Origin of the sequence: Marinobacter nauticus, assembly GCF_003634635.1 — a bacterium.
GTDB classification, from domain to species: domain Bacteria; phylum Pseudomonadota; class Gammaproteobacteria; order Pseudomonadales; family Oleiphilaceae; genus Marinobacter; species Marinobacter nauticus.
The window spans coordinates 766,974-786,864 of sequence record NZ_RBJB01000004.1 but is presented as its reverse complement, the minus strand read 5'-3'; the positions used below and the strand labels follow the sequence as shown (position 1 = coordinate 786,864).

The 19,891-nt window shown below is 58.6% G+C and carries 20 protein-coding genes; 12 read left to right on the top strand and 8 right to left on the bottom strand.

What is annotated here, in order from left to right:
* Positions 1 to 373: 373 nt before the first annotated feature.
* Positions 374 to 1,576 carry a tyrosine--tRNA ligase gene (tyrS, locus tag C7436_RS14955; RefSeq protein ID WP_113880559.1) on the bottom strand — a complete coding sequence of 401 codons (1,203 nt, stop codon included), beginning with the start codon at positions 1,574 to 1,576 and terminating at the stop codon, positions 374 to 376.
* 304 nt (positions 1,577 to 1,880) lie between these two features.
* Between tyrS and C7436_RS14950 the strand changes: the two genes are divergently transcribed.
* Positions 1,881 to 3,260 carry an OapA family protein gene (locus tag C7436_RS14950; protein WP_121208308.1) on the top strand — a complete coding sequence of 460 codons (1,380 nt, stop codon included), beginning with the start codon at positions 1,881 to 1,883 and terminating at the stop codon, positions 3,258 to 3,260.
* Positions 3,261 to 3,262: 2 nt separating this feature from the next.
* Positions 3,263 to 4,363: an anhydro-N-acetylmuramic acid kinase gene (locus tag C7436_RS14945; RefSeq protein ID WP_121208307.1), complete on the top strand. Its 1,101-nt coding sequence runs from the start codon at positions 3,263 to 3,265 to the stop codon at positions 4,361 to 4,363.
* A 1-nt stretch (position 4,364) separates the two neighbouring features.
* Here the strand turns inward: C7436_RS14945 and erpA are convergent, their stop codons facing one another.
* The 4 genes from erpA to argC all read right to left on the bottom strand — a co-directional run bounded on the left by erpA (position 4,365) and on the right by argC (position 7,016).
* The gene (erpA, locus tag C7436_RS14940; RefSeq protein WP_011784224.1) at positions 4,365 to 4,697 is read right to left on the bottom strand and encodes an iron-sulfur cluster insertion protein ErpA; all 333 of its coding nucleotides are present in this window, start codon (positions 4,695 to 4,697) and stop codon (positions 4,365 to 4,367) included.
* An 83-nt stretch (positions 4,698 to 4,780) separates the two neighbouring features.
* On the bottom strand, positions 4,781 to 5,227 hold the full coding sequence (locus C7436_RS14935; protein ID WP_121208306.1) for a bactofilin family protein: 447 nt from the start codon (positions 5,225 to 5,227) through the stop codon (positions 4,781 to 4,783).
* A gap of 1 nt (position 5,228) precedes the next feature.
* Positions 5,229 to 5,969 carry a DUF6776 family protein gene (locus C7436_RS14930; RefSeq protein WP_011784222.1) on the bottom strand — a complete coding sequence of 247 codons (741 nt, stop codon included), beginning with the start codon at positions 5,967 to 5,969 and terminating at the stop codon, positions 5,229 to 5,231.
* A 9-nt stretch (positions 5,970 to 5,978) separates the two neighbouring features.
* Complete coding sequence (gene argC / locus C7436_RS14925; protein ID WP_121208305.1) at positions 5,979 to 7,016, bottom strand: N-acetyl-gamma-glutamyl-phosphate reductase; 1,038 nt, start codon at positions 7,014 to 7,016, stop codon at positions 5,979 to 5,981.
* A gap of 154 nt (positions 7,017 to 7,170) precedes the next feature.
* Between argC and C7436_RS14920 the strand changes: the two genes are divergently transcribed.
* From C7436_RS14920 to hemL, 5 genes are read left to right on the top strand one after another with little or no spacing between them, the layout of a single operon-like run.
* Positions 7,171 to 8,946 carry a chloride channel protein gene (locus C7436_RS14920; RefSeq protein ID WP_014420468.1) on the top strand — a complete coding sequence of 592 codons (1,776 nt, stop codon included), beginning with the start codon at positions 7,171 to 7,173 and terminating at the stop codon, positions 8,944 to 8,946.
* A 3-nt stretch (positions 8,947 to 8,949) separates the two neighbouring features.
* Entirely contained in the window at positions 8,950 to 9,372 is a 423-nt protein-coding gene (gene hemJ / locus C7436_RS14915) for a protoporphyrinogen oxidase HemJ (protein WP_014420467.1), read from the top strand.
* Positions 9,373 to 9,410: 38 nt separating this feature from the next.
* Positions 9,411 to 10,175, top strand: coding sequence for a bifunctional hydroxymethylpyrimidine kinase/phosphomethylpyrimidine kinase (thiD, locus tag C7436_RS14910; protein ID WP_121208304.1), 765 nt, complete (start codon positions 9,411 to 9,413; stop codon positions 10,173 to 10,175).
* Entirely contained in the window at positions 10,163 to 10,831 is a 669-nt protein-coding gene (gene thiE, locus C7436_RS14905; RefSeq protein WP_121208303.1) for a thiamine phosphate synthase, read from the top strand. Before thiD ends, thiE begins: the two co-directional genes overlap by 13 nt.
* A gap of 12 nt (positions 10,832 to 10,843) precedes the next feature.
* The gene (gene hemL, locus C7436_RS14900) at positions 10,844 to 12,124 is read left to right on the top strand and encodes a glutamate-1-semialdehyde 2,1-aminomutase (RefSeq protein ID WP_121208302.1); all 1,281 of its coding nucleotides are present in this window, start codon (positions 10,844 to 10,846) and stop codon (positions 12,122 to 12,124) included.
* A 50-nt stretch (positions 12,125 to 12,174) separates the two neighbouring features.
* Here the strand turns inward: hemL and C7436_RS14895 are convergent, their stop codons facing one another.
* Both C7436_RS14895 and mrcB read right to left on the bottom strand, forming a co-directional pair.
* Positions 12,175 to 12,756 carry a tetratricopeptide repeat protein gene (locus C7436_RS14895; protein ID WP_121208301.1) on the bottom strand — a complete coding sequence of 194 codons (582 nt, stop codon included), beginning with the start codon at positions 12,754 to 12,756 and terminating at the stop codon, positions 12,175 to 12,177.
* A complete protein-coding gene (mrcB, locus tag C7436_RS14890; RefSeq protein ID WP_121208300.1) occupies positions 12,753 to 15,071 on the bottom strand; it encodes a penicillin-binding protein 1B in 2,319 nt (772 codons plus the stop codon). Before mrcB ends, C7436_RS14895 begins: the two co-directional genes overlap by 4 nt.
* Positions 15,072 to 15,201: 130 nt before the next feature.
* Between mrcB and C7436_RS14885 the strand changes: the two genes are divergently transcribed.
* The 3 genes from C7436_RS14885 (at position 15,202) to C7436_RS14875 (ending at position 17,598) form a co-directional block, all read left to right on the top strand.
* Positions 15,202 to 16,782 carry a bifunctional aminoglycoside phosphotransferase/ATP-binding protein gene (locus C7436_RS14885; RefSeq protein ID WP_121208299.1) on the top strand — a complete coding sequence of 527 codons (1,581 nt, stop codon included), beginning with the start codon at positions 15,202 to 15,204 and terminating at the stop codon, positions 16,780 to 16,782.
* 79 nt (positions 16,783 to 16,861) lie between these two features.
* Positions 16,862 to 17,230 (top strand): pentapeptide repeat-containing protein, encoded by a 369-nt coding sequence (locus C7436_RS14880; protein WP_011784207.1) that lies wholly within the window; start codon positions 16,862 to 16,864, stop codon positions 17,228 to 17,230.
* Positions 17,227 to 17,598 carry a Rieske (2Fe-2S) protein gene (locus C7436_RS14875; RefSeq protein ID WP_022991900.1) on the top strand — a complete coding sequence of 124 codons (372 nt, stop codon included), beginning with the start codon at positions 17,227 to 17,229 and terminating at the stop codon, positions 17,596 to 17,598. Before C7436_RS14880 ends, C7436_RS14875 begins: the two co-directional genes overlap by 4 nt.
* On the opposite strand, the gene sfsA is transcribed toward C7436_RS14875, so the two are convergent.
* Positions 17,582 to 18,313, bottom strand: a complete 732-nt coding sequence (gene sfsA / locus C7436_RS14870; RefSeq protein WP_121208298.1) for a DNA/RNA nuclease SfsA — start codon at positions 18,311 to 18,313, stop codon at positions 17,582 to 17,584. The genes C7436_RS14875 and sfsA overlap by 17 nt on opposite strands.
* Before the next feature lie 172 nt (positions 18,314 to 18,485).
* On the opposite strand from sfsA, the gene dksA reads away from it, so the two are divergent.
* Positions 18,486 to 18,926 carry an RNA polymerase-binding protein DksA gene (gene dksA / locus C7436_RS14865; RefSeq protein ID WP_011784204.1) on the top strand — a complete coding sequence of 147 codons (441 nt, stop codon included), beginning with the start codon at positions 18,486 to 18,488 and terminating at the stop codon, positions 18,924 to 18,926.
* 47 nt (positions 18,927 to 18,973) lie between these two features.
* On the top strand, positions 18,974 to 19,891 hold the full coding sequence (gene gluQRS / locus C7436_RS14860; protein ID WP_121208297.1) for a tRNA glutamyl-Q(34) synthetase GluQRS: 918 nt from the start codon (positions 18,974 to 18,976) through the stop codon (positions 19,889 to 19,891).

Genomic DNA, 19,891 nt, shown 5'->3' with positions numbered 1-19,891 from the left:
CCCACACGAATTACTTGGTTAACTTTTTAAAGAGCGTTTGAGCTGTTGCTCAATCAAGGCCGCGTATTCTACATCGTTCCGCTGCCCTGTCAACCGTTTATTTTTCGCTGTTTTCGCTTCCGAAAACCGCCGAAAAACTCTCCGGCTTACTGCCTGTTTCGAGGTGCGCATTCTACACTGAACCGCCTTCCTGTCAACCGCTTTCTGAAGTTTTTATGAAACATTTTCTTCAGCGCTTTCAAGCAGTTATCGCTCAGGCTTTGCCTCTTTTCAGTGGCCTGCCCCTCAAGCGAGATGCGCATTCTACAGACCTCAGCCGAGGAGTCAACGGCCAATCTGAAAAAAATTCAGATTGGCCAAAACGCCACGAAAATCACTCGACAATTATCACCCGGGCAATCTTCTTTTTACCCGCCTGGATGACACACTCATCCCCTGCTACGAACATGCGCTGCCCCTCAAACTGCTGGCCATCCACATAAACCGCTCCACGCCCAAGCACGTCACGCGCCGCAGCACCGTTCTTCACCAGACCAGCAAGACGCAGAACCGCAGGCATCGGAATCTCACCCTGACCTTCCAGCGAAACCTCCACGACCGGTACGTTGTCCGGAATCTCACCGAGAGCAACCCGATTACCCGCCGACTTATGAGCCGTCTTTGCGGCCTCCTCATCATGGAAGCGGGTAATCAACTCTTCAGCGAGCACCTTCTTATAGTCCTGAGGGTTTTCGCCGCCGGCAACCGCGGCTTTGAATTGCTCGATCTCAGCCATCGGCCGGAAACTGAGCAACTCGAAGTAACGCCACAGCAACTCATCTGGCATGGAAAGCAGCTTGGTATACATCTCCCCCGGGGAGTCGCTGACCCCCACATAGTTACCGAGAGACTTGGACATCTTCTGGACACCATCCAGCCCCTCAAGGATAGGGACGGTCAGGATGGCCTGCGGTTTCTGGCCGTAATGCTTTTGCAAAATCCGCCCCATCAGAAGATTGAACTTCTGATCAGTGCCACCCAACTCAATATCAGCTTCCAGCGCCACTGAGTCGTAGCCCTGCACCAGAGGATAGAGGAATTCATGAATAGCGATTGGCTGCTCGGAACGATAGCGCTTGGTAAAGTCATCGCGCTCAAGCATACGGGCAACCGTATATTGCCCGGCCAGGCGAATCATATCCGCCGCTGTCATCTTGCTCATCCACTCGGAGTTGAAGACAACCCGGGTTTTTTCCCGATCCAGAATCTTGAACACCTGCTCTTTATAGGTAATCGCATTGTCGCGCACCTGATCTTCAGTAAGCGGAGGCCGGGTAGCACTCTTTCCTGTGGGGTCACCGATCATGCCGGTAAAGTCACCAATCAGGAAAATAACTTCGTGCCCAAGGTCCTGGAACTGACGCAGTTTGTTTATAAGAACCGTGTGGCCGAGGTGCAGGTCTGGTGCGGTTGGGTCGAAGCCGGCCTTCACTCGCAGCGGCCGACCTTCTTTCAGCTTTTCAACCAGGTCTTCCTCTGGAATCAGCTCATCAATACCCCGTTTGATAATCGCCAGCGCTTCATCTATTGATGCCATGAACCCCTCACCCCGTCTGTGACAATAAAGCGGGAGCCGGTTACAGAGGTCTACAAAAGAAATCTGTGAGTTACCGGCACCCTTGGTACAGTAGAAATGCTCAGAAAACGACCAGTTAGAGCATGAAAAGCCCGGGATTATAGCAGCGGCAGCGCAGTTTGTACGACCAGTACAGCCGCTCGACTGTAATGTTGGACACTGTCGCAATTCTGTTATATGCGGTACTCTGTTGGTCTATACTTGACCTGGCGCTTTAATAAGCCGGTACAAATTACTGGATTACCGATTAAAACGGGTGAGCCACGTGCTGAAAACATTCCCCAAAACACACATTACCCTGGCGGCAGCCGCCACGGTGATCGTCTCTGCTGCTGTCCTGATGAGCCCAAGCGCAGACGTTGAAGCCAAGCGGATGAGCTACACCGTCGACCTGGAGCAGGGCCTGATTTCCGGGGCATCCTCACAGGAAGCCAGCACCCAAGCCGCCGCTCCGGAGGATGAGACAACAAGCCAAACAACTGAAAGCCAAAGCCAACCAATGACAGCTCAGGCAGACGTTGCACCCGAGCCTGATATTCAGTGGCAGGAATTCACCATCAAATCTGGCGATACGCTCTCCACGTTGTTCCGGAAAGCCGGATTTAACGACGGCCTGATGCTTTCGGTGATTCACGGTGACGGCGAGGCCGACAAGCTCCAACGCCTTTATGCCGGCGAGGATATCCGGTTCGGCGTGAACTCCGAGGGCGAACTGGTTGCGATTGAACTCCAACGCTCTTTGTTGGAGTCCCTCAAAATCGCGCGCACGGAAGATGGCTTTCTTGGTGAGACCGTCGTTCGCGAACCTGAAGCCAGACCGGCATTCGCCGCAGGCGTTATCGACGGGTCTTTATACCTCTCAGCCAGAGACGCCGGCCTGAATGATCGCCTGACGATGGAACTGGCCGGCATTTTCGGCTGGGACATCGACTTTGTATACGATGTCAGAAAAGGCGACAGCTTCGAAGTGGTTTACGAAGAGCTTTATATTGATGGCGAAAAGTTTGATACCGGCCGGATTCTCTCTGCCCGTTTTATCAACCGGGGTGAAGACAACCTTGCCCTGCTGTATACCGATGCCAACGGAGAAAGCGACTACTATTCCCCCGATGGCAAGAGCATGCGCAAGGCCTTCCTGAGAGTGCCGATCAACGCCCGGGTCTCTTCGCCCTTCAACCTGCAACGCCGCCATCCGGTTCTCGATGTGGTTCGTCCACACGAAGGTACCGATTATGCGGCACCTCCGGGCACCCCAATCAAGGCCGCCGGCAGCGGCCGGGTGAAGTTCGCCGGTTGGAAAGGCGGCTACGGCCGAACTGTAGTGCTGCAGCATGGCGACAACATTACAACACTCTACGCTCACATGAGCCGTCTGGGCAAAGGCATCAAGAATGGTACCCGGGTCAAGCAGGGAGAAACCATTGGCTATGTAGGTTCATCCGGCATGGTGACTGGCCCCCACCTGCATTATGAGTTCCGGATCAACGGTGCGCCGAGAAACTCCAGAACAGTCAAACTCCCCGACGCCAAGCCGGTACCGGACAGCGAGATGGCCAGGTTCCAGAAGTTCACTGAACAGCGCCTGGCACAGTTCAACGTGTTCCGCGAAAGCAATCAGCAGCTGGCGCTGGCCTCGGATAACTGAGCATGGACTACTGGCTAGGCCTGATGTCAGGCACCAGCATGGACGCAGTTGATGCGGTGCTGGTGTCTTTCGACACGGACAGCCTGGCCGTCCACGAAACCTTCTCACTACCCTATACCGACGCGCTGCGCCAGCGATTGCTGCTGGCAACGCGTAACCAGGCAGACCCGGATGAGCTGGGTGAACTGGACTCCCTGGTTGGCCAGCATTTTGCGGAAGCCGGTGCCCAACTGATTAAAAAGTCCGGCGTTGATCCTCAAAAGATCCGGGCCGCAGGCAGCCATGGCCAGACCATTCGCCACCAACCAACCGGAAACGCCCCCTTTTCCCTTCAGATCGGCAACGCCGCGTGGCTATCCGAACGTCTGGGAATCACCACAGTTGCCGATTTCCGAAGTCGGGACATCGCCGCCGGCGGACAGGGCGCTCCCCTGGTACCCGCTTTTCATCGCTGGCTATTTGCCTCACCCACTCAGGATAGATGCATTCTGAATCTCGGAGGTATCGCCAATATCACCTGGCTGCCGGCCGGATCGAGAAAGCCGGTCGTCGGCTTCGATACCGGCCCGGCCAATGCTCTGCTGGACGCCTGGTGCCTGGACCAGACCGGTCGGCATTTTGATGAAGACGGCCACATGGCCAGTGAGGGCGCGACCCATTCCGAACTGCTTGCCAGCATGCTGTCAGACGCCTACTTCAGCAAACCAGCTCCGAAGAGTACGGGCAAAGAGCGTTTCAACATCGACTGGGTGCGCACGCATCTTCAGCGTTTCGACGAGATACCCGCCGAGGACGTGCAGAGAACCCTGCTGCAACTGACCGTGACCACCATTCTCCAGCAGTTACCACAGGAAAATGCGGACATGGCCGTGTATGCCTGTGGTGGTGGCACCTTCAATCGATTACTGATGAGAGAGCTCAAGGTAGGCCTTGGGTCCGCCGCACTGCACACCACGGCGGATCTTGGTCTTGACCCTCAATGGGTAGAGCCGGTGGCGTTCGCCTGGCTGGCCCGACAAACCATCCTTCAGTTACCGGGCAACGTGCCCGAAGTCACCGGCGCTTCGGGCGAGAGAATACTGGGCGCAATTTATCCGCCCTGATTCAGATGGAAAATGAGCTGCCGCAACCGCAGGTCGAACTCGCATTGGGGTTCTGAACCACAAACTGTGAACCCTGAAGCCCTTCCTGATAATCGATAGTAGCCCCTACCAGATACTGATAGCTCATGGAGTCAACCAGCAGCTTGACGCCGTCCCGCTCGATGACGGTGTCATCCTCTTCCTGGCTTTCATCAAATGAAAAGCCGTACTGGAATCCGGAGCAGCCGCCGCCTGTCACAAAGACGCGCAACTTGAGATCGGGATTTTCTTCTTCCTCGATCAACTCGCGCACCTTCGCGACGGCGTTGTCGGTGAAAAACAACGGCGTGGCCATCTGTTGCTGAACTACACTCAAAGTCTGCCTCCGGCATGATATTGCTGTCGGGAAATTATGGTATTCCTGACTAAAACAATCAACTATTCGGACTTATCCTCATCTTCACCTGTAAGAGAACCATCTGCCTGTCGGTGCTCATGGGTCAGCAGGCCACTGGTCTCGTCCTTGCGAACCAGGTTACCGTTGACCGAGGCGCCCATGGCCATCTCAATCAGCTGGTAATACACATTGCCGGTGACTACCGCTTTTTCTGCCAGCTCGAGGTGGGCAGAGGCATGCACATCACCCTTTACCTTGCCATTGATGATGATGTGGGGGGCCACCACGTCGCCAACGATTTCCCCCACTTCTGACAAACGTACCACCGCATCGGAGCCTTCTTCGGCGACAACCCGGCCCTTGATGGTGCCATCTACGTGAAGGCCACCGGAGAAATGAACATCGCCCTCAACGGTGGTCTTGCCGGAAATCAGGGTGTCAAAATGGCCGGGGGAACGGCGGGGCTTCTGCTTTTTCTTGCCAAGCATTTCAATTCTCCGTTAAATCTTTCCAATCAAAGGTTCGTTCAGCCTGGGATGCCTTGCGGCCCTCCGCCTGGGCAACGACCTGAATCTCATAGGGCTCAAAGCTCTCAGGCAGGCGCAGGCTGCCCTCCACATCCTGGAAGTAGCGGAACCGGAATTTCACGCCCAGATCATCAATCTCATCCGACAGATCCCTCAGCGCAATGACCTCTTTCTCGCCATCCAGACGACCGATGACATTCACGGCCACCAGGCCTGAAATATAGCTCTTGTTGTTGCCAACCTGAGTCAGCACCATTTTGAAATCGAAAGCGCCAGACTCCCGGGCCGGGCTCAGCGTAAAACTGTCCACCTGCAGACCCTTGCTGGTTTCCGAAGGCGCCATGATATTGCGGTAGAAGGTAAGGTCCGCCTCCAGCTCCGAGATGCGGGTCTCCAGGCCGACAATCGTGTTTCGCGCCTCCCGCAGTGCCTGCTCGTCGATGGCGCGCCCACGTTCGAGGTTCACCAAGCCCTGGCGTGCCTCCCGGTATTGCTCCCGCAGGTTCTCCACCTCCTCCACCAGCTGCTCGGCAGACGCTTCCGCCGAGCTGAAACGGAAACCGCCCTGGGCGAGCCCAGCGGCATATCCGGCCACAGCCGCAATGACGGTGAATGCCAGCAGAATCAGGCTGCGACGTAACCGGTAACCCGGCCGGTGGCGGATAACAACGTATTCATCCGCCGGTTTTCGAGGATCACTCACGGCCCGTCCTCACGGCAGCAGAGCCGGAGCATTCAGGCCCATGGTTTCATCCAGACTGAACATGATATTCATATTCTGAACGGCCTGGCCGGCGGCGCCCTTCACCAAATTGTCGATCACCGATGACACAATCACGATGTTGCTGTCTTCCTGGCGGTGTAATGCCATCCGACAGTGATTGGCGCCACGGACACTGCGGGTCTCCGGATGACTGCCGAACGGCATGACATCGACGAACGGCTCATTTTTAAAACGCGCCTCATACAGTGCCTGAAGGCGGTCAAAATCCTGAGGATTATCGAGCTCGGCATAGAGCGTGGCTTCAATACCGCGAATCATCGGTATCAGATGCGGCACAAAGGTAACACCAACACCTTTGCCCGCGGCGGCCGTCAGGCCCTGGCGGATCTCCGGCAAATGCCGATGCCCGGACGCCCCATAGGCCTTGAAACTCTCGCCTATTTCACCGTGGAGCATGCCAATCTTGCCCTGCCGGCCAGCACCGCTGGCGCCGGACTTGGCATCGGCTATCAGCCTTGCAGGATTGACCAGACCGTGTTCCAGCAACGGCAGGAATCCCAGCTGTACAGCTGTCGGATAACACCCTGGATTCGCCACCAGCTGAGCGTCACGAATGGCCTCGCGCGCCACCTCGGGCAAGCCGTACACTGCTTTTTCGGCCCAGTCGGCACTCTCGTGGGGCATGCCATACCAGTTTGCCCAAGTATCAAGATCTTTCAGGCGGAAGTCCGCCGACAGGTCGACCACGCGAACACCTGAGGCCATCAATTCCGGAACCATGCGCATGGCAACGCCATGCGGCGTGGCAAAAAACACCAGATCACAGCTCGCCAGCACCGATGCGTCAGGCTCGGAGAATTCAAGCTCATAATGGCCTCGCAGGTTGGGATACATATCAGCCACGGGCATACCCGCTTCCGATCGCGAGGTGATGCAGATAACCTCTGCTTCCGGGTGGGTAGCCAGAATTCTCAGCAGCTCTACACCCGTGTATCCGGTTCCGCCGACGATGCCTACTTTAATCACTCTTATCTCCAACGTGGTCTGGACAGAATTGGGAAGTCAGGGCACGTAGTCTAACATGATAAACCAAGGACTTATTGCAGCCTGCGGGCCCGCCGTTACAATGTTGTCAGAAATCTGCTGATGATCCCGACACTCCAACCGGAACACCCCGCCAATGCGTAGCATCAGGCAACAGATTACCGAGAATCTGATCCCCGTATTCCGGCGGAAGCTCTCCGGCGTTGATGCCTTACCGCAATTGGCGGTTCTTGGCCTGCTGTCCGGAATTGTGACCGGCGGCGTAATCCTGCTTTTCCGACTCGCTATTGAATGGCCACTGGAGCATTTCCTGCCGGGCCAGGGTTCAGAGAGTTTCGAAGAGCTGGATCTGCTCACCCGAGGTCTTCTGCCACTGGCCGGGGCTCTGGGGCTGGGGCTGCTGTTGCACAAACTCGCCCTGCACGATCGCAAAGTCGGCATCGTTCATATCATGGAGCGGCTGAACTACCATCAGGGCTACATCTCCTTCCGCAGTGCCATGGTTCAGTTTGTTTCCGGCGTCACCACGGTGATCACCGGGCAATCCGCCGGCCGGGAGGGACCCGCCGTACATCTGGGCGCGGCCTTCTCCAGCCTGCTTGGGCAATGGATGCGGCTGCCCAACAACAGCATTCGTACGTTGGTCGCCTGCGGTTGTGCCGCTGCCATTTCCGCCTCCTTCAACACCCCCATCTCCGGCGTGATTTTCGCGATGGAAGTGGTGATGATGGAATACACCATCGCCGGCTTCACCCCGATTATCCTGGCGGCGGTCAGCGCTGCTATCGTCACCCAGGCGGTTTACGGCACCGAACCGGCGTTCAGTGTCCCGGCTCTGACCATGAATTCGCTGCTGGAGATTCCCTGGATTCTCGCCATTGCCGTTATTATCGGCATCGCGGCGGCCGGATTTATCCAGCTGGTAGACAGTATGGGCCGTTACCATCACCGCCCGGTCTTGCTACGAATTGCCGTGGCCGGCCTGTTGATGGTGCCCTTCGCCCTGGTGATCCCGGAAACCATGGGCATCGGCTACGATACCGTGAGCGAAACCATTCATGGTGAACTGGGATTCTGGTTACTGCTCGGCGCGGGCAGCGCCAAGCTGATCATCACCGGATTGTCCATCGGACTGGGCATGCCCAGCGGTGTTATCGGCCCCACCATCTTCATGGGCGCCACCCTGGGCGGCGCCATGGGACTGATCGGTGCCCAGATGTTCCCGGACATTGCCTCATCGGTGGGGTTTTACGCCATGCTGGGTATGGGGGCGATGATGGGCGCCGTGCTGCAGGCGCCACTGGCGGCATTGATGGCGCTGATGGAGCTCACCCGGAATCCGAACATCATACTGCCAGGCATGCTGATGATTACTACCGCCAGCCTGGTGACCAGCGAAGCCTTCGGCAAGAAATCCCTGTTCCTGACCATCCTCAAGAGCCAGGGCCTGAGCTACCAGAACTCCCCCGTTATCCAGGCACTGAGGCGGGTTTCGGTTGGCGCCATCATGGAACGGAATATTCTTCGAACCGAACGCGCGCTCACGCTGGAGGAAGCCAAGAAAGCCCTGAAATCGGAACCGAAGTGGCTTCTGGTGGAAGGCAGCAATGGCCCCACCGCCCTGCTACCGGCGGTCGATCTGGCCCGCTTTCTTGAGGACACCGAGAAACAGGCCGCCGAGGAAGGCACCGAATTACCGGAGTCCATTGATTTGATGGAAATCCCCGCCAACCGGCGGGATGTGGCACCGGTTCAGTACCAGGCAACGCTGGAAGAAGCCCTGCAACAATTCGACAGCACCCAGGCTGAGGCACTATACGTACAACGCCATGTGGCCCCCATGATTCAACGAGTTTATGGTGTTGTGCTGCAAACGGATATCGAAAGCTACTACCAATATCGACGGAGTTAACGAATGCTTTGGGTGAAAGCCTTCCACATTATTTCCCTGGTGTGCTGGTTCGCCGGCATTTTCTATCTGCCCAGACTGTTCGTGTATCATGCCGCCTGCGAGGATGAACCAGGCAAAGAGCGGTTCAAGGTGATGGAACGCAAGCTTTACCGTGGCATCACTACGCCTTCCATGGTCGCCACAGTTGTCTTTGGTGTCTGGTTGCTCAGCTACAACTGGTCCGGGTATTTCAGCCAGGGGTGGCTGCATGCCAAGCTGACGCTGGTGGTTTTGCTGATCATCTACCACTTCTACTGTGGTCACCTTGTCAAAGTGTTCCGGGATGATCAGAACACCCGTAGCCACGTGTTCTACCGCTGGTTTAATGAGCTGCCGGTGTTTGTCCTGCTCGCTGTCGTGATTCTTGCTGTTGTTAAACCATTCTGAGGAGATCGGCCATCAAAAGCTTCACCCGCCCCCACGTACTGGTACTCTCCGGGCTGGATCCGTCTGGTGGTGCCGGCATACAGGCAGACATACAGGCCATCACATCCATCGGCGCCCATCCGCTGCCCGTGCTCACCTGCCTGACTGTGCAGGACACCCGCAACGTATATGGTGCCGAGCCCGTCAGCCCGGGCCTGATCAAACAGCAACTGGAGTGCCTTGCCCAGGATACGCCCATCCACGCCATCAAAACCGGGGCGCTCGGAAATGCCGAAGTGGTAGAGGTACTGGTGGAGTTTGTGAAGAAGCATTCGGGCGTGCCTTTGATTGTCGACCCGGTGATCAAGGCGGCTGGCGGTGGCGATCTGGCCGATGATGCGCTTGTAGCGGCCATGAAAGACAGGCTGTTTGCCAGGGCCGAAATGATTACGCCGAACGGCATTGAACTGGCTCAGCTCGGCGGCAGCGACAATCCGGCAGAGGCGGCCCGCAACCTTTTGCAGACAGGCTGCGAATCCGTGCTTGCCACCGGCGGCCACGGCACCGGCATCCACATCATCAACACACTGTATAACCACGCCCCGGAGCCCATGGAATGGGAGGTGGAAAGGGTTGGTGCCAATGAATATCACGGCACCGGCTGCACGCTGGCAGCGGCCATTGCCGCCGGCCGAGCCATGGGCCTGTCACCGAGGGCCGCAATTTCCCAGGCGCAGAATTACGTCCACCGGGCGCTGTTGCATGCACTGACGGTTGGCCATGGCCAGAAAGTTCCCGACCGGGGTATTCTGTGGGAACGGTAAGGTCTCAGATCAGACCCGGACTGTACGCCATCACCGATAACCGGCTAACCCCTGCCGACACCCTGATTGCCTCGGTAGAGGCAGCCCTGGCCGGAGGCGCCCGGCTGGTTCAGTATCGGGACAAGGGATCGACAGCCGCTGAACGGCTGGCTCAGGCCAGGGACCTCAACAGCCTGTGCCAGGCGTTCGACGTTCCGCTACTGATCAATGATGACCCGGAACTTGCCGCCCGAGTCGGTGCCGCGGGCGTTCATCTGGGCCAGGATGACTGCTCACTGGTCGACGCCAGGCGCTTGCTCGGGGAGCATGCCATTATCGGCATCACCTGCCATCACAGCCTGAATCTGGCCCAGACAGCCGCTGACGGCGGTGCGGATTACCTGGCCTTCGGCCGCTTTTACGATTCGACCACCAAGCCCGGGGCGCCTCCGGCCTCGTCAGACGTCTTAACCGAGGCAAAAGGCCTCGGGTTACCCATTACAGCCATAGGCGGAATCACCGGTAACAACGCTGAGGCCCTGATCCGTGCCGGGGCAGACCTGGTTGCCGTAGTCGGCGGCCTGTTCGGCGGCCAACCCTCAGACATAGAAGCCCGGGCCAAGGCATTTAACCGCCTGTTCGCCCGGCATCATCCACTTTTTTCACTTTCCGAATAACAGGAGACAACCGTGAATCATTCCGAAACCCTCTTTGAACAAGCCCAGAAATATATTCCCGGCGGCGTAAACTCCCCGGTTCGGGCATTCCGTGGTGTTGGCGGTACTCCGGTCTTTTTCAAACACGCCGAGGGCGCCTATCTCTATGACGAGGATGACCGGCGGTACATCGATTTTATTGGCTCCTGGGGCCCGATGATCCTGGGCCATTCCGATCCCCGCATCAAAGCAGCGCTGCACGCTCAGGTCGATCTGGGCGTGGGGTACGGCGCGCCCACCGCCATTGAAACGGAGATGGCGAAAAAGGTGTGTGAGCTGGTGCCGTCCATCGAACTGGTGCGCATGGTCAACTCCGGCACCGAGGCCACCATGAGTGCCATCCGCCTGGCCCGCGGCTATACCGGCCGCGACAAGATCGTGAAATTCGAAGGTTGCTACCACGGCCACGTAGACTCCCTGCTCGTCAAAGCCGGTTCTGGCGCCCTGACCCTGGGTGTACCCAACTCACCGGGAATTCCGGCCAGCCTGGCGGAGCACACCCTGACCCTGACCTACAACGATATTGACGAGGTTCGTGAAACCTTCCGTCAGATGGGCGACCAGATCGCGGCCATTATCGTTGAGCCCGTAGCCGGCAATATGAACTGCATCCCGCCCGTGCCCGGCTTCCTGGAAGCGCTGCGGGAAGTGTGTGATGAGCACGGCACCGTGCTGATCTTCGATGAGGTGATGACCGGTTTCCGGGTATCGCTCGGCGGCGCCCAGGGATTCTACGGGGTGAAGCCCGACCTGACGGCTCTCGGTAAGGTTATTGGCGGCGGCCTGCCCGTCGGTGCTTTCGGCGGCAAACGCGAAATCATGGAGCATATCTCGCCGCTGGGCCCGGTTTATCAGGCCGGCACCCTAAGCGGTAACCCGCTGGCAATGACCGCCGGGCTGACCACGCTGAATGCCATTTCCGAGCGCGGGTTCCACGATCGGCTGACGGAAAAAACCAATCGGGTGAAGGATGGCTTCAAGGCGGCAGCGGATGAAGCCGGCATCCCACTGGCGGTTCAGTCCGCGGGTGCCATGTTCGGTTTCTTCTTTACTACCGAACCATCCATCACGCGCTTTGACCAGGTGATGGCCTGTGACGTGGAACGTTTCAAAGCGTTCTTCCAGGGCATGCTGAAGGAAGGCGTTTACCTGGCACCGTCGGCATTTGAGGCAGGCTTCACCACAGCAGCATTGTCGGATGAGGACATTGAATTTACCTTGTCGTCTGCGCGCAAGGTAATGAAAACACTGTAAATAAGTGCGTTAGCTTCGCTGGCAGTGTGCTTGCCAGCGAAGCTGCTCTTCTACAGGGCCGACGCCCTGGCCTCAGCCTGATCGGCCCCCGCCACATTACCACGAGCCCGGCGGATATCCGCCAGCAGCAACCAGCCTGAACGCTGCATGCGTTCATCGTTGCCCGCCAACGAGAGTCCCTTCAGAGTAAACTGCTCCGCAGCCCCCAGATTGTCCCCGGCAACGTAAGCCTCGGCCAACTTGAAATAGACTTCGGAAGATCTTGGCGCAATGCGCTGGGCACGTTCCAGTCGGGCGATGGCGCCGGCGGAATCACCCTGCCGAAGGCGCTGATCGGCATCACGCACCAACGTGAGTGCGGCGGCCGGCAACTGGTCACCGGATTCGCTGTAGCTGGGCGCCCGGGTGCTCGGCGAGTCCGGCTCAGTGACCGTCGGTTGCTCACTCTTGCGCCATACCTGTTCGTCCTGTTCATCAGGAATATTGGTGCGTGGTGGTTCCGGCGCCGAACGGCGGTCATCGCCCCCCACGGGCACATAGATGGAGCCGCCACCCGGCCCCGTGGCGCAACCACCGACCAGGCCGACAAACAGGGCCAGACAGGCTGACCGTACAATCACTTGTTTATTCATTGAAACAATCCTTCAAACCAACCTCGAATTTGCCGGCCAAGACTGCCGTTGCAGCCTGTGTGCTGTTCCGGCTCGCTGCCGGCGATAAACGGAATCAGCCGGGCATTGTCGCAGTTTTCGCCGGTCAGCGCCTGTTCGCCCGGGTTCACCCAGTGATACTGAACGCCATCGGGCATCACCGGCGAGAAACCGTGCTGGGGAATCTGCGCCATGGTGGCAGACCAGACCGGCAAGGCGCCGGAAGCCCCGGTCAACGCGGTCGGGCCGTTATCATCACGGCCGACCCAGGCGACCGCCAGCAGGTCGCCACTGAAACCGGCGAACCAGGAATCACGGCCATCGTCAGTAGTACCGGTCTTGCCCGCCAGTGTCAGGGAATCCGGTAACCGGTAGTAGGCTGACCGGCCCGTGCCTTCCTGCATGGTTTCCTGCATAACATACTGCACCAGATGCACCGCGGCAGGATCGGCCACCTGATCCACTTTCAGGCTATACCGGGACAAAGGCTCATTCGCGGCATCGGTGACTTCCCGAATGGTACGCAGGGGCGTATTGAAACCGGAGGTTGCCAGACCCTGATACAGCTGCGCGACATCCACCGGCGACAGGGAAATGGAACCCAGAAGCATCGACGGATAATCCGAAATAGGCGTGGTCACCCCAAAGGCCCTCAGCGTCTCCTGCACCTCCGGTATGCCCACATCCAGCCCTACACGCACGGCCGGCAGGTTGTACGAGCGGGACAGAGCTTCATGCAAGGGCACCAGGCCACGCTCCTTGCCATCATAGTTCTGCGGCTGCCAGCGCCGACCATCGTCAAACTCGAGGGTGAAGGCCTTATCCTGAACCGGCGAAATCAAGGTGTAGCGCTCCGGCTGAGACAGCGCCGTCAGGTAGATAAACGGCTTCACCAGCGAACCGATAGGCCTCCGGGCGTCAACTGCCCGGTTAAAACCGGCAAAGCGGGGGTCTTTGCCCCCTACCAGCGCCAACACCTCGCCGGTATCCTTGGCGGTGACAACCACCGCCGCTTCCAGCGCCTCGGCCACATCACCCGACGCCAGGCGAGGCAAGGTATCGGTTGCCGCCTTCTCAGCGGCCTGCTGAACTTCCGGATTCAGGGTTGTGAATATTCTCAGGCCCTCGCTCTGCAGGTCTTCCTCCCGGTAGTCCCGCGCCAGGTGTCGGCGCACCAGGTCGATATAGGCCGGGTAGCGATTATCGGTATAGGACGGTTTTGCGCTGAGGCCGAGAGGCCTTGCACTCGCCTCCCTGGCCTCTTGCCCGGAAATAACCCCGGCCTCAGCCATCTCGTCCAGCACCAGGTTACGCCGCGCCCTGGCCCGTTCCGGGTGCCTGCGCGGATTGTAATAACTGGGGCCTTTGACCATGCCAATCAGCAGGGCAATCTGGTGGACATCAATATCCTTCAGCGACTCGCCGAAGAAAAACTGGCTGGCCAGGCCAACACCATGAATGCTGCGAGTGCCTGCCTGGCCCAGATAAACTTCATTCAGGTAGGTTTCGAGGATGTCGTCCTTGTCATAATGCAACTCCAGCAATACCGACATCAGGGCTTCGTTGCCCTTGCGCAGAAGGGTTTGCTCCCGGGTCAGGAAAAAGTTCTTCACCAGTTGCTGGGTCAGTGTACTGCCACCCTGAACTATTCTACCGGCCTTGACGTTCGCCACCATCGCCCGCGCAATGGAGAGTGGCGCGATGCCGAAATGCTCGTAGAACTGCCGGTCCTCCACAGCCATCAGACCGGCAATCATGGAGTCGGGCACCTCATCCAGCTTCACCAGAATCCGATCCTCCCGATGGGAGGGGTATATTCCGCCAATCTGAGCCGGCTCCAGCCGAACAATCGGAGAGCTGTCACCCTCCATCACGGAAAACGAATCTACCCGATCACCACGAACCGCCAGTGACAGACGCCGTCTGGGCTCCTTGCCATCCGGGAAAGAAAAACCCCGGGTGCTGATGACAAAACGGTCGCCATTTCGCTGCCAGGTTCCGGGCCGACGACCGTCGCCCGAGCGATAGCCTGCAAGCTCCAGTTCACGGACCAGCGCGGCGGCGCTGATACCGGCACCGTCGTAGAGTTCCAGGGGCCGGGCGTACACCCGGGAGGGCACTTCAAAGCGACGTCCTTCGAAGCGAGAGGTCACTACGGCATCGAGATAGACCATCCATCCCGCCAGCAGCACAAGGCACAGGGCAGCTGCGCGAAACAGCAAGCGCCAGAGACCGGAGCGTTTGCGGCGAGGACTGGATTCGGTTTTTTTCTTGCGGGGAGGCGTTTTTTTACTCATGGCAGGATTATATCGAAGGGGGCACCGCTATCGGCAGGTCTGGTGTGTGTTATTTCTGTAATCTGCCCGTTATAGTGGAGCCCTCCAAAAAACGAAAAATCAACAACTTCAAGGATTCCAGGAGCACAACGTGAGCGCCAACGGCCCGGATACACTGATCAAGGCACTGCAGAACCCGGAACTCTACGATCATCCGGTCAAGGATTTCCGCGTGATTGAGACCCATATCTCACAGGTTCTGCTCACCGGTGACTTTGCCTACAAGATCAAGAAACCCATGGATTTCGGGTTCCTGGATTTCTCCACCCTGGAACGCCGCAAACGCTTCTGCGAGGAAGAGCTGCGCCTGAACAGCCGTCTGGCGGCCGAACTGTATCTGGAGGTGGTGCCTATTACCGGTACCCCGGAGCAACCTCGCCTGGGCGGTGACGGCACCCCTTTCGAGTACGCCATTCGCATGCGCCAGTTCGATCAGAGCCAGCTGTTTGATGTGCGCCAGGAACGCGACGACCTGCCTGCAGAACTGCTCACCAATCTTGCCCGCCAGGTTGCAGACTTTCACAAAAGCCTGCCACCGGTCGCCGATGAAAAGCCCCTGGGCACCCCGGAGGCGGTGTATGCCGCCATGCAGGAAAACTTCGACCAGATCCGCCCCATGCTGGATGATGCCGGGTTACTGGCGCAGCTGGACAACCTGGAAGACTGGACCCGCACCACCTTCGAACGCTGCCGGGACTTAATCGCCCACAGACGGGAAAACGGGCTGGTGCGCGAATGTCATGGCGACCTGCACCTGGCCAACATTACCGTGTTCAATGATCAGGTGACGGTGTTTGACTGCATCGAGTTCAACGAGCCGTTCCGCTGGATCGACGTGATGAATGATCTGGCTTTCCTGCTTATGGACCTGGAATCCCGCCAGGAACCGGCGCTGGCGAACCGGGTGCTGAACACCTACCTGGAATACCGCGGTGATTTTGAAGGCCTGGCCTTGCTCCCCCTGTACAAGGCGTACCGCGCCATGGTGCGGGCCAAAATCGCCCTGTTCACCCTGGGCAACCCGAACTTGAGCGAGGCCGAGAAAACCGACCTGATGCAGCGTTACTGGAGCTACGCCCAACTGGCGGAGGATTACGGCGCCATACCGAATCATTACCTGCTGGCCACCACCGGCCTTTCCGCCAGCGGCAAGACCTGCGTGAGTGCCGCCATGGCGGAGGAACTCGGGCTAATCCGGCTGCGCTCTGACGTAGAGCGCAAGCGCCTGCACGGTCTGGGGCCCCTGGACGACAGCAAATCGGGCCTGGGTACCGATCTTTACAGCCCGGAAGCAACCGAAAAAACCTACGCGCATCTGGCAGAGCTGGCCGGAGAGCTGCTGGCTTCAGGGCTGTCTGTCATTGTCGATGCGGCCTGCCTGAAAGAGAAGGAGCGGGCTCAGTTTGCCGGTGTGGCCGAAAATCAGGGGGTCCCCTTTGCTCTGCTGCATTGCGAGGCGCCGGAAGCTCTGCGCCGAGAGTGGGTGCGCAAACGCAAAGGTGATGCCTCGGAGGCAACGGAAGAGTTGCTGGATGCTCAGCAAAGCTGGTTTGAGCCGCTGACCACTGAGGAGAAAACCCACACGGTGCACCTGCACACCGAGGATGAGCACGTTGCCGAGGCGGTTGCTGATCGCATCCGCCAGCATCTGGGCATGGCCAAACCGGCGTAATCCGACCCGCCCTGTCATTTCGGCAGGGCACACTATACTGACACTAAAAACAAACCCTGCTGTCCGTGCGAGGTGCAAGATGGACGATATTCAGGAAAGCGATCTCCAGCATATAGACCACCCCCTTTACGACCTGCTCCGTAGCGAGGATATGGACGCCTTTAATGCCGAGAAAGCCAAACTGAGCGAGCTTCCGAGCTTCGCCCATGGCGATTTCCGCGGTCTGGATCTTCGCGGCATGGACGCAAAGGGCCTGGACTTCCGCCATGGCTACTTCCGCGGCGCCGACCTCCGCGGCATCGATTTCTCGAAATCGAGAATGGAAGGAGCCAGCATTGCCAGCGCCAAGATATCCGGCTGCTATTTCCCGCACCGCCTGGAAGCCGACGAAATCGTGATGTCACTCAACCACGGCACCCGTATGCGTTACGCCATCCTGCCCAAATGAGTGCCCACGCAGCTAACTGGCAAACCGTCGCGGCGGCGAGTGAGCTTGTTCCCGGCCAGTTCCTGGAATTTCGTCTGAAAGAGAAAGCGAAAGAACCGGCCGGCATGCCCCTCACCGGTTTTGCCTTTCTGGATGGCACCACACCCCGGGCCTACCTCAACCTGTGCCCTCACCTGGGCATTGAGCTGAACTGGATGCCGGGCCGATTCATGGACAGCGACAATCTGTTTATCCAGTGCTCCACTCACGGCGCCCTGTTCAAGCCCGGTACCGGTGAATGCATTGCGGGCCCCTGCCAGGGCGATGCGCTCTCCGCCCTGGACATTCGCCTGCACGATGGTGAGGTGCAGGTCAGGGTTCCAGACTGACCGGCACCTCCTCAACCAGCTCCAGGCGCCCCGAAGGGTTGCCATCTTCACCGGCCAGTGCAGCCCGATAGGCGATCACCTCTACCCCGGCTTCGCAGGCTTCTCGAAGCAGCTGACCATAGCGGGCATCAATATGATCCGCAGGCCGGACCTGCTCGATCCCGGTGTGGTTCACCACAAAAAACAGCACCGCCCGATCACCCTCTTGCACCTGAGCCATCAGTTCCCGCAGGTGTTTCTGACCGCGCTCGGTGACGGCGTCCGGGAAATAACCTTCCCCTCCTTCCGCCAAAGTAACGTTTTTTACCTCCACCCAGGCATCGGGTTCGTGGTCATGGCCAGACAACAACAGGTCGATCCGGCTTTTTTCCGAACCGTAACGCACCTCTGCCCGGCATTGGGAATAGCCGGCCAGGCGCTGCACCACCCCGGCTTCGATAGCGGCGCGGGCCTGGGCGTTGGGGCGTGCCGTATTCACGCAGGCAAGCACCCCCGGCGCAGTCTCCACCAGCTCCCAGGTGTACTGGAGCTTACGCTTGGGATTGTCACTCCGGCTCAACCACACCCGGGCATTTTCCGGCTGGCACCCCAGCATGGAACCGGTGTTGGGGCAGTGGGCGGTTACCTCAGTGCCATCCGGCAATTGCACGTCCGCCAGGAAGCGTTTGTAGCGGCGAATCAGCCGCCCTTCTACCAAAGGTTCAGGAAACTTCATGTGCTCTCCGCAAAAAGTACGTGTCACAAGGCTGGCACCCCTGTGACTTATCTGCTATTTTCCGCAAATTCCCGTTTCAGGACGAATGCTATCCAGGGTAAAACCGCGCAGCCACACTGGCGCGGAGGGAAGCAAAGCGTTCTTGTGAAGTACAAACAAGAGGCCGGGTTCAATGGCAAACACTGCAGAACAACCACGCGAACGTTTTACCAACTTCACCCCTTATGAAATGAAGAAGGGTGAAGACTACATGAGTGCGGAAATGCTCCAGCACTTCAAAGATCTGCTGCTGCAATGGAAGCAGGAGCTGATGGAAGAAGTCGACCGCACCATGCACCACATGCAGGAAGACGCAGCAAACTACGCGGATCCCAGCGATCGCGCAACCCAGGAAGAAGAGTTCAGCCTGGAACTGCGCACCCGCGACCGCGAGCGGAAGCTGATCAAGAAAATCGACCAGACTATCGATCGTATCGACAAGGACGACTACGGTTTTTGCGACCAGTGTGGTGTGGAAATCGGCATTCGTCGTCTGGAGGCCCGTCCGACGGCCACTCTGTGCATCGATTGCAAGACCCTGGCTGAGATTCGCGAACGCCAGACCGGCATCTGACGCTGCCCCGGGCCGGCGGCGTGTCCTCCGCCGGCCCTTCTACGCCTATGGCGACTTCACGTTATCGCGGGCGGTTTGCCCCTTCCCCCACCGGCCCACTGCACTTTGGTTCCCTGGTCACGGCTCTGGCCAGCTGGCTGGAAGCAAAGCTTGCCCGCGGTGACTGGCTGGTTCGCATCGAAGACCTTGACCCACTAAGGGAGCCCCCGGAAGCCACCGGCCAGATACTGCATTCACTGGAATGCCACGGCCTTTTCCCCGACGAATCCGTCCGCTTCCAGTCCCGGCGACACGACGCCTACCAGAGTGCCATCGAAACCCTGCTGGCGCAGAACAAAGCCTATCGCTGCCGGTGCTCACGCAAACAACTCAAAGACAACCACGGCTACCATCCCAATCGGTGCCAGCGAGGTGACACCAGCCCCGGGGATGGCCCACACGCCGTTCGCTTTGCCCTCGAAGAGGAAGCAAGTCACTGGCAGGACGATCTGCTTGGCCCCCAGGTACAGATGGTGCACGCCGAACTGGACGATCCGGTCATTCTGCGCAAGGAAGGTTTCTACGCCTATCAGCTGGCAGTCGTTGTCGACGATATCGACCAGGGCATCACTCATGTGGTTCGCGGCTCTGACCTGCTCGACATGACCGCGCAGCAACAACAGGTCTTCCGGGCCCTGGGTGCCGAGCCACCCCACTGGCTGCACATTCCGGTAATCGTCAACGAACAAGGCCAGAAACTCAGCAAGCAGACCCACGCTCCGGCCCTGGATGACGATCACCCTGCCCGCAATCTCTTTCTGGCACTTCAGGCCCTGGGGCAGCAACCGGAGCCGACACTCGCTCGTGCCACGGTTGAAGAAGTTCTCAATTGGGCCGAGGCCCACTGGCAACGGAGCGCCATTCCCCTGACATCCGGGCAGGCCCGTGGTATAACCGGCGGGACACTTTCGCCTTCGGACCGATAA

What these genes read in the sequence shown, in the direction of transcription:
- C7436_RS14945 (WP_121208307.1), top strand. Translation starts at nt 3,263, where the DNA reads ATGGACTACTGGCTAGGCCTGATGTCAGGCACCAGCATGGACGCAGTT.
- tyrS (WP_113880559.1), bottom strand. Translation starts at nt 1,576, where the DNA reads ATGGCATCAATAGATGAAGCGCTGGCGATTATCAAACGGGGTATTGAT.
- sfsA (WP_121208298.1), bottom strand. Translation starts at nt 18,313, where the DNA reads ATGAAGTTTCCTGAACCTTTGGTAGAAGGGCGGCTGATTCGCCGCTAC.
- dksA (WP_011784204.1), top strand. Translation starts at nt 18,486, where the DNA reads ATGGCAAACACTGCAGAACAACCACGCGAACGTTTTACCAACTTCACC.
- C7436_RS14875 (WP_022991900.1), top strand. Translation starts at nt 17,227, where the DNA reads ATGAGTGCCCACGCAGCTAACTGGCAAACCGTCGCGGCGGCGAGTGAG.
- C7436_RS14920 (WP_014420468.1), top strand. Translation starts at nt 7,171, where the DNA reads ATGCGTAGCATCAGGCAACAGATTACCGAGAATCTGATCCCCGTATTC.
- C7436_RS14880 (WP_011784207.1), top strand. Translation starts at nt 16,862, where the DNA reads ATGGACGATATTCAGGAAAGCGATCTCCAGCATATAGACCACCCCCTT.
- C7436_RS14895 (WP_121208301.1), bottom strand. Translation starts at nt 12,756, where the DNA reads ATGAATAAACAAGTGATTGTACGGTCAGCCTGTCTGGCCCTGTTTGTC.
- erpA (WP_011784224.1), bottom strand. Translation starts at nt 4,697, where the DNA reads ATGGCCACGCCGTTGTTTTTCACCGACAACGCCGTCGCGAAGGTGCGC.
- gluQRS (WP_121208297.1), top strand. Translation starts at nt 18,974, where the DNA reads ATGGCGACTTCACGTTATCGCGGGCGGTTTGCCCCTTCCCCCACCGGC.
- hemJ (WP_014420467.1), top strand. Translation starts at nt 8,950, where the DNA reads ATGCTTTGGGTGAAAGCCTTCCACATTATTTCCCTGGTGTGCTGGTTC.
- C7436_RS14935 (WP_121208306.1), bottom strand. Translation starts at nt 5,227, where the DNA reads ATGCTTGGCAAGAAAAAGCAGAAGCCCCGCCGTTCCCCCGGCCATTTT.
- mrcB (WP_121208300.1), bottom strand. Translation starts at nt 15,071, where the DNA reads ATGAGTAAAAAAACGCCTCCCCGCAAGAAAAAAACCGAATCCAGTCCT.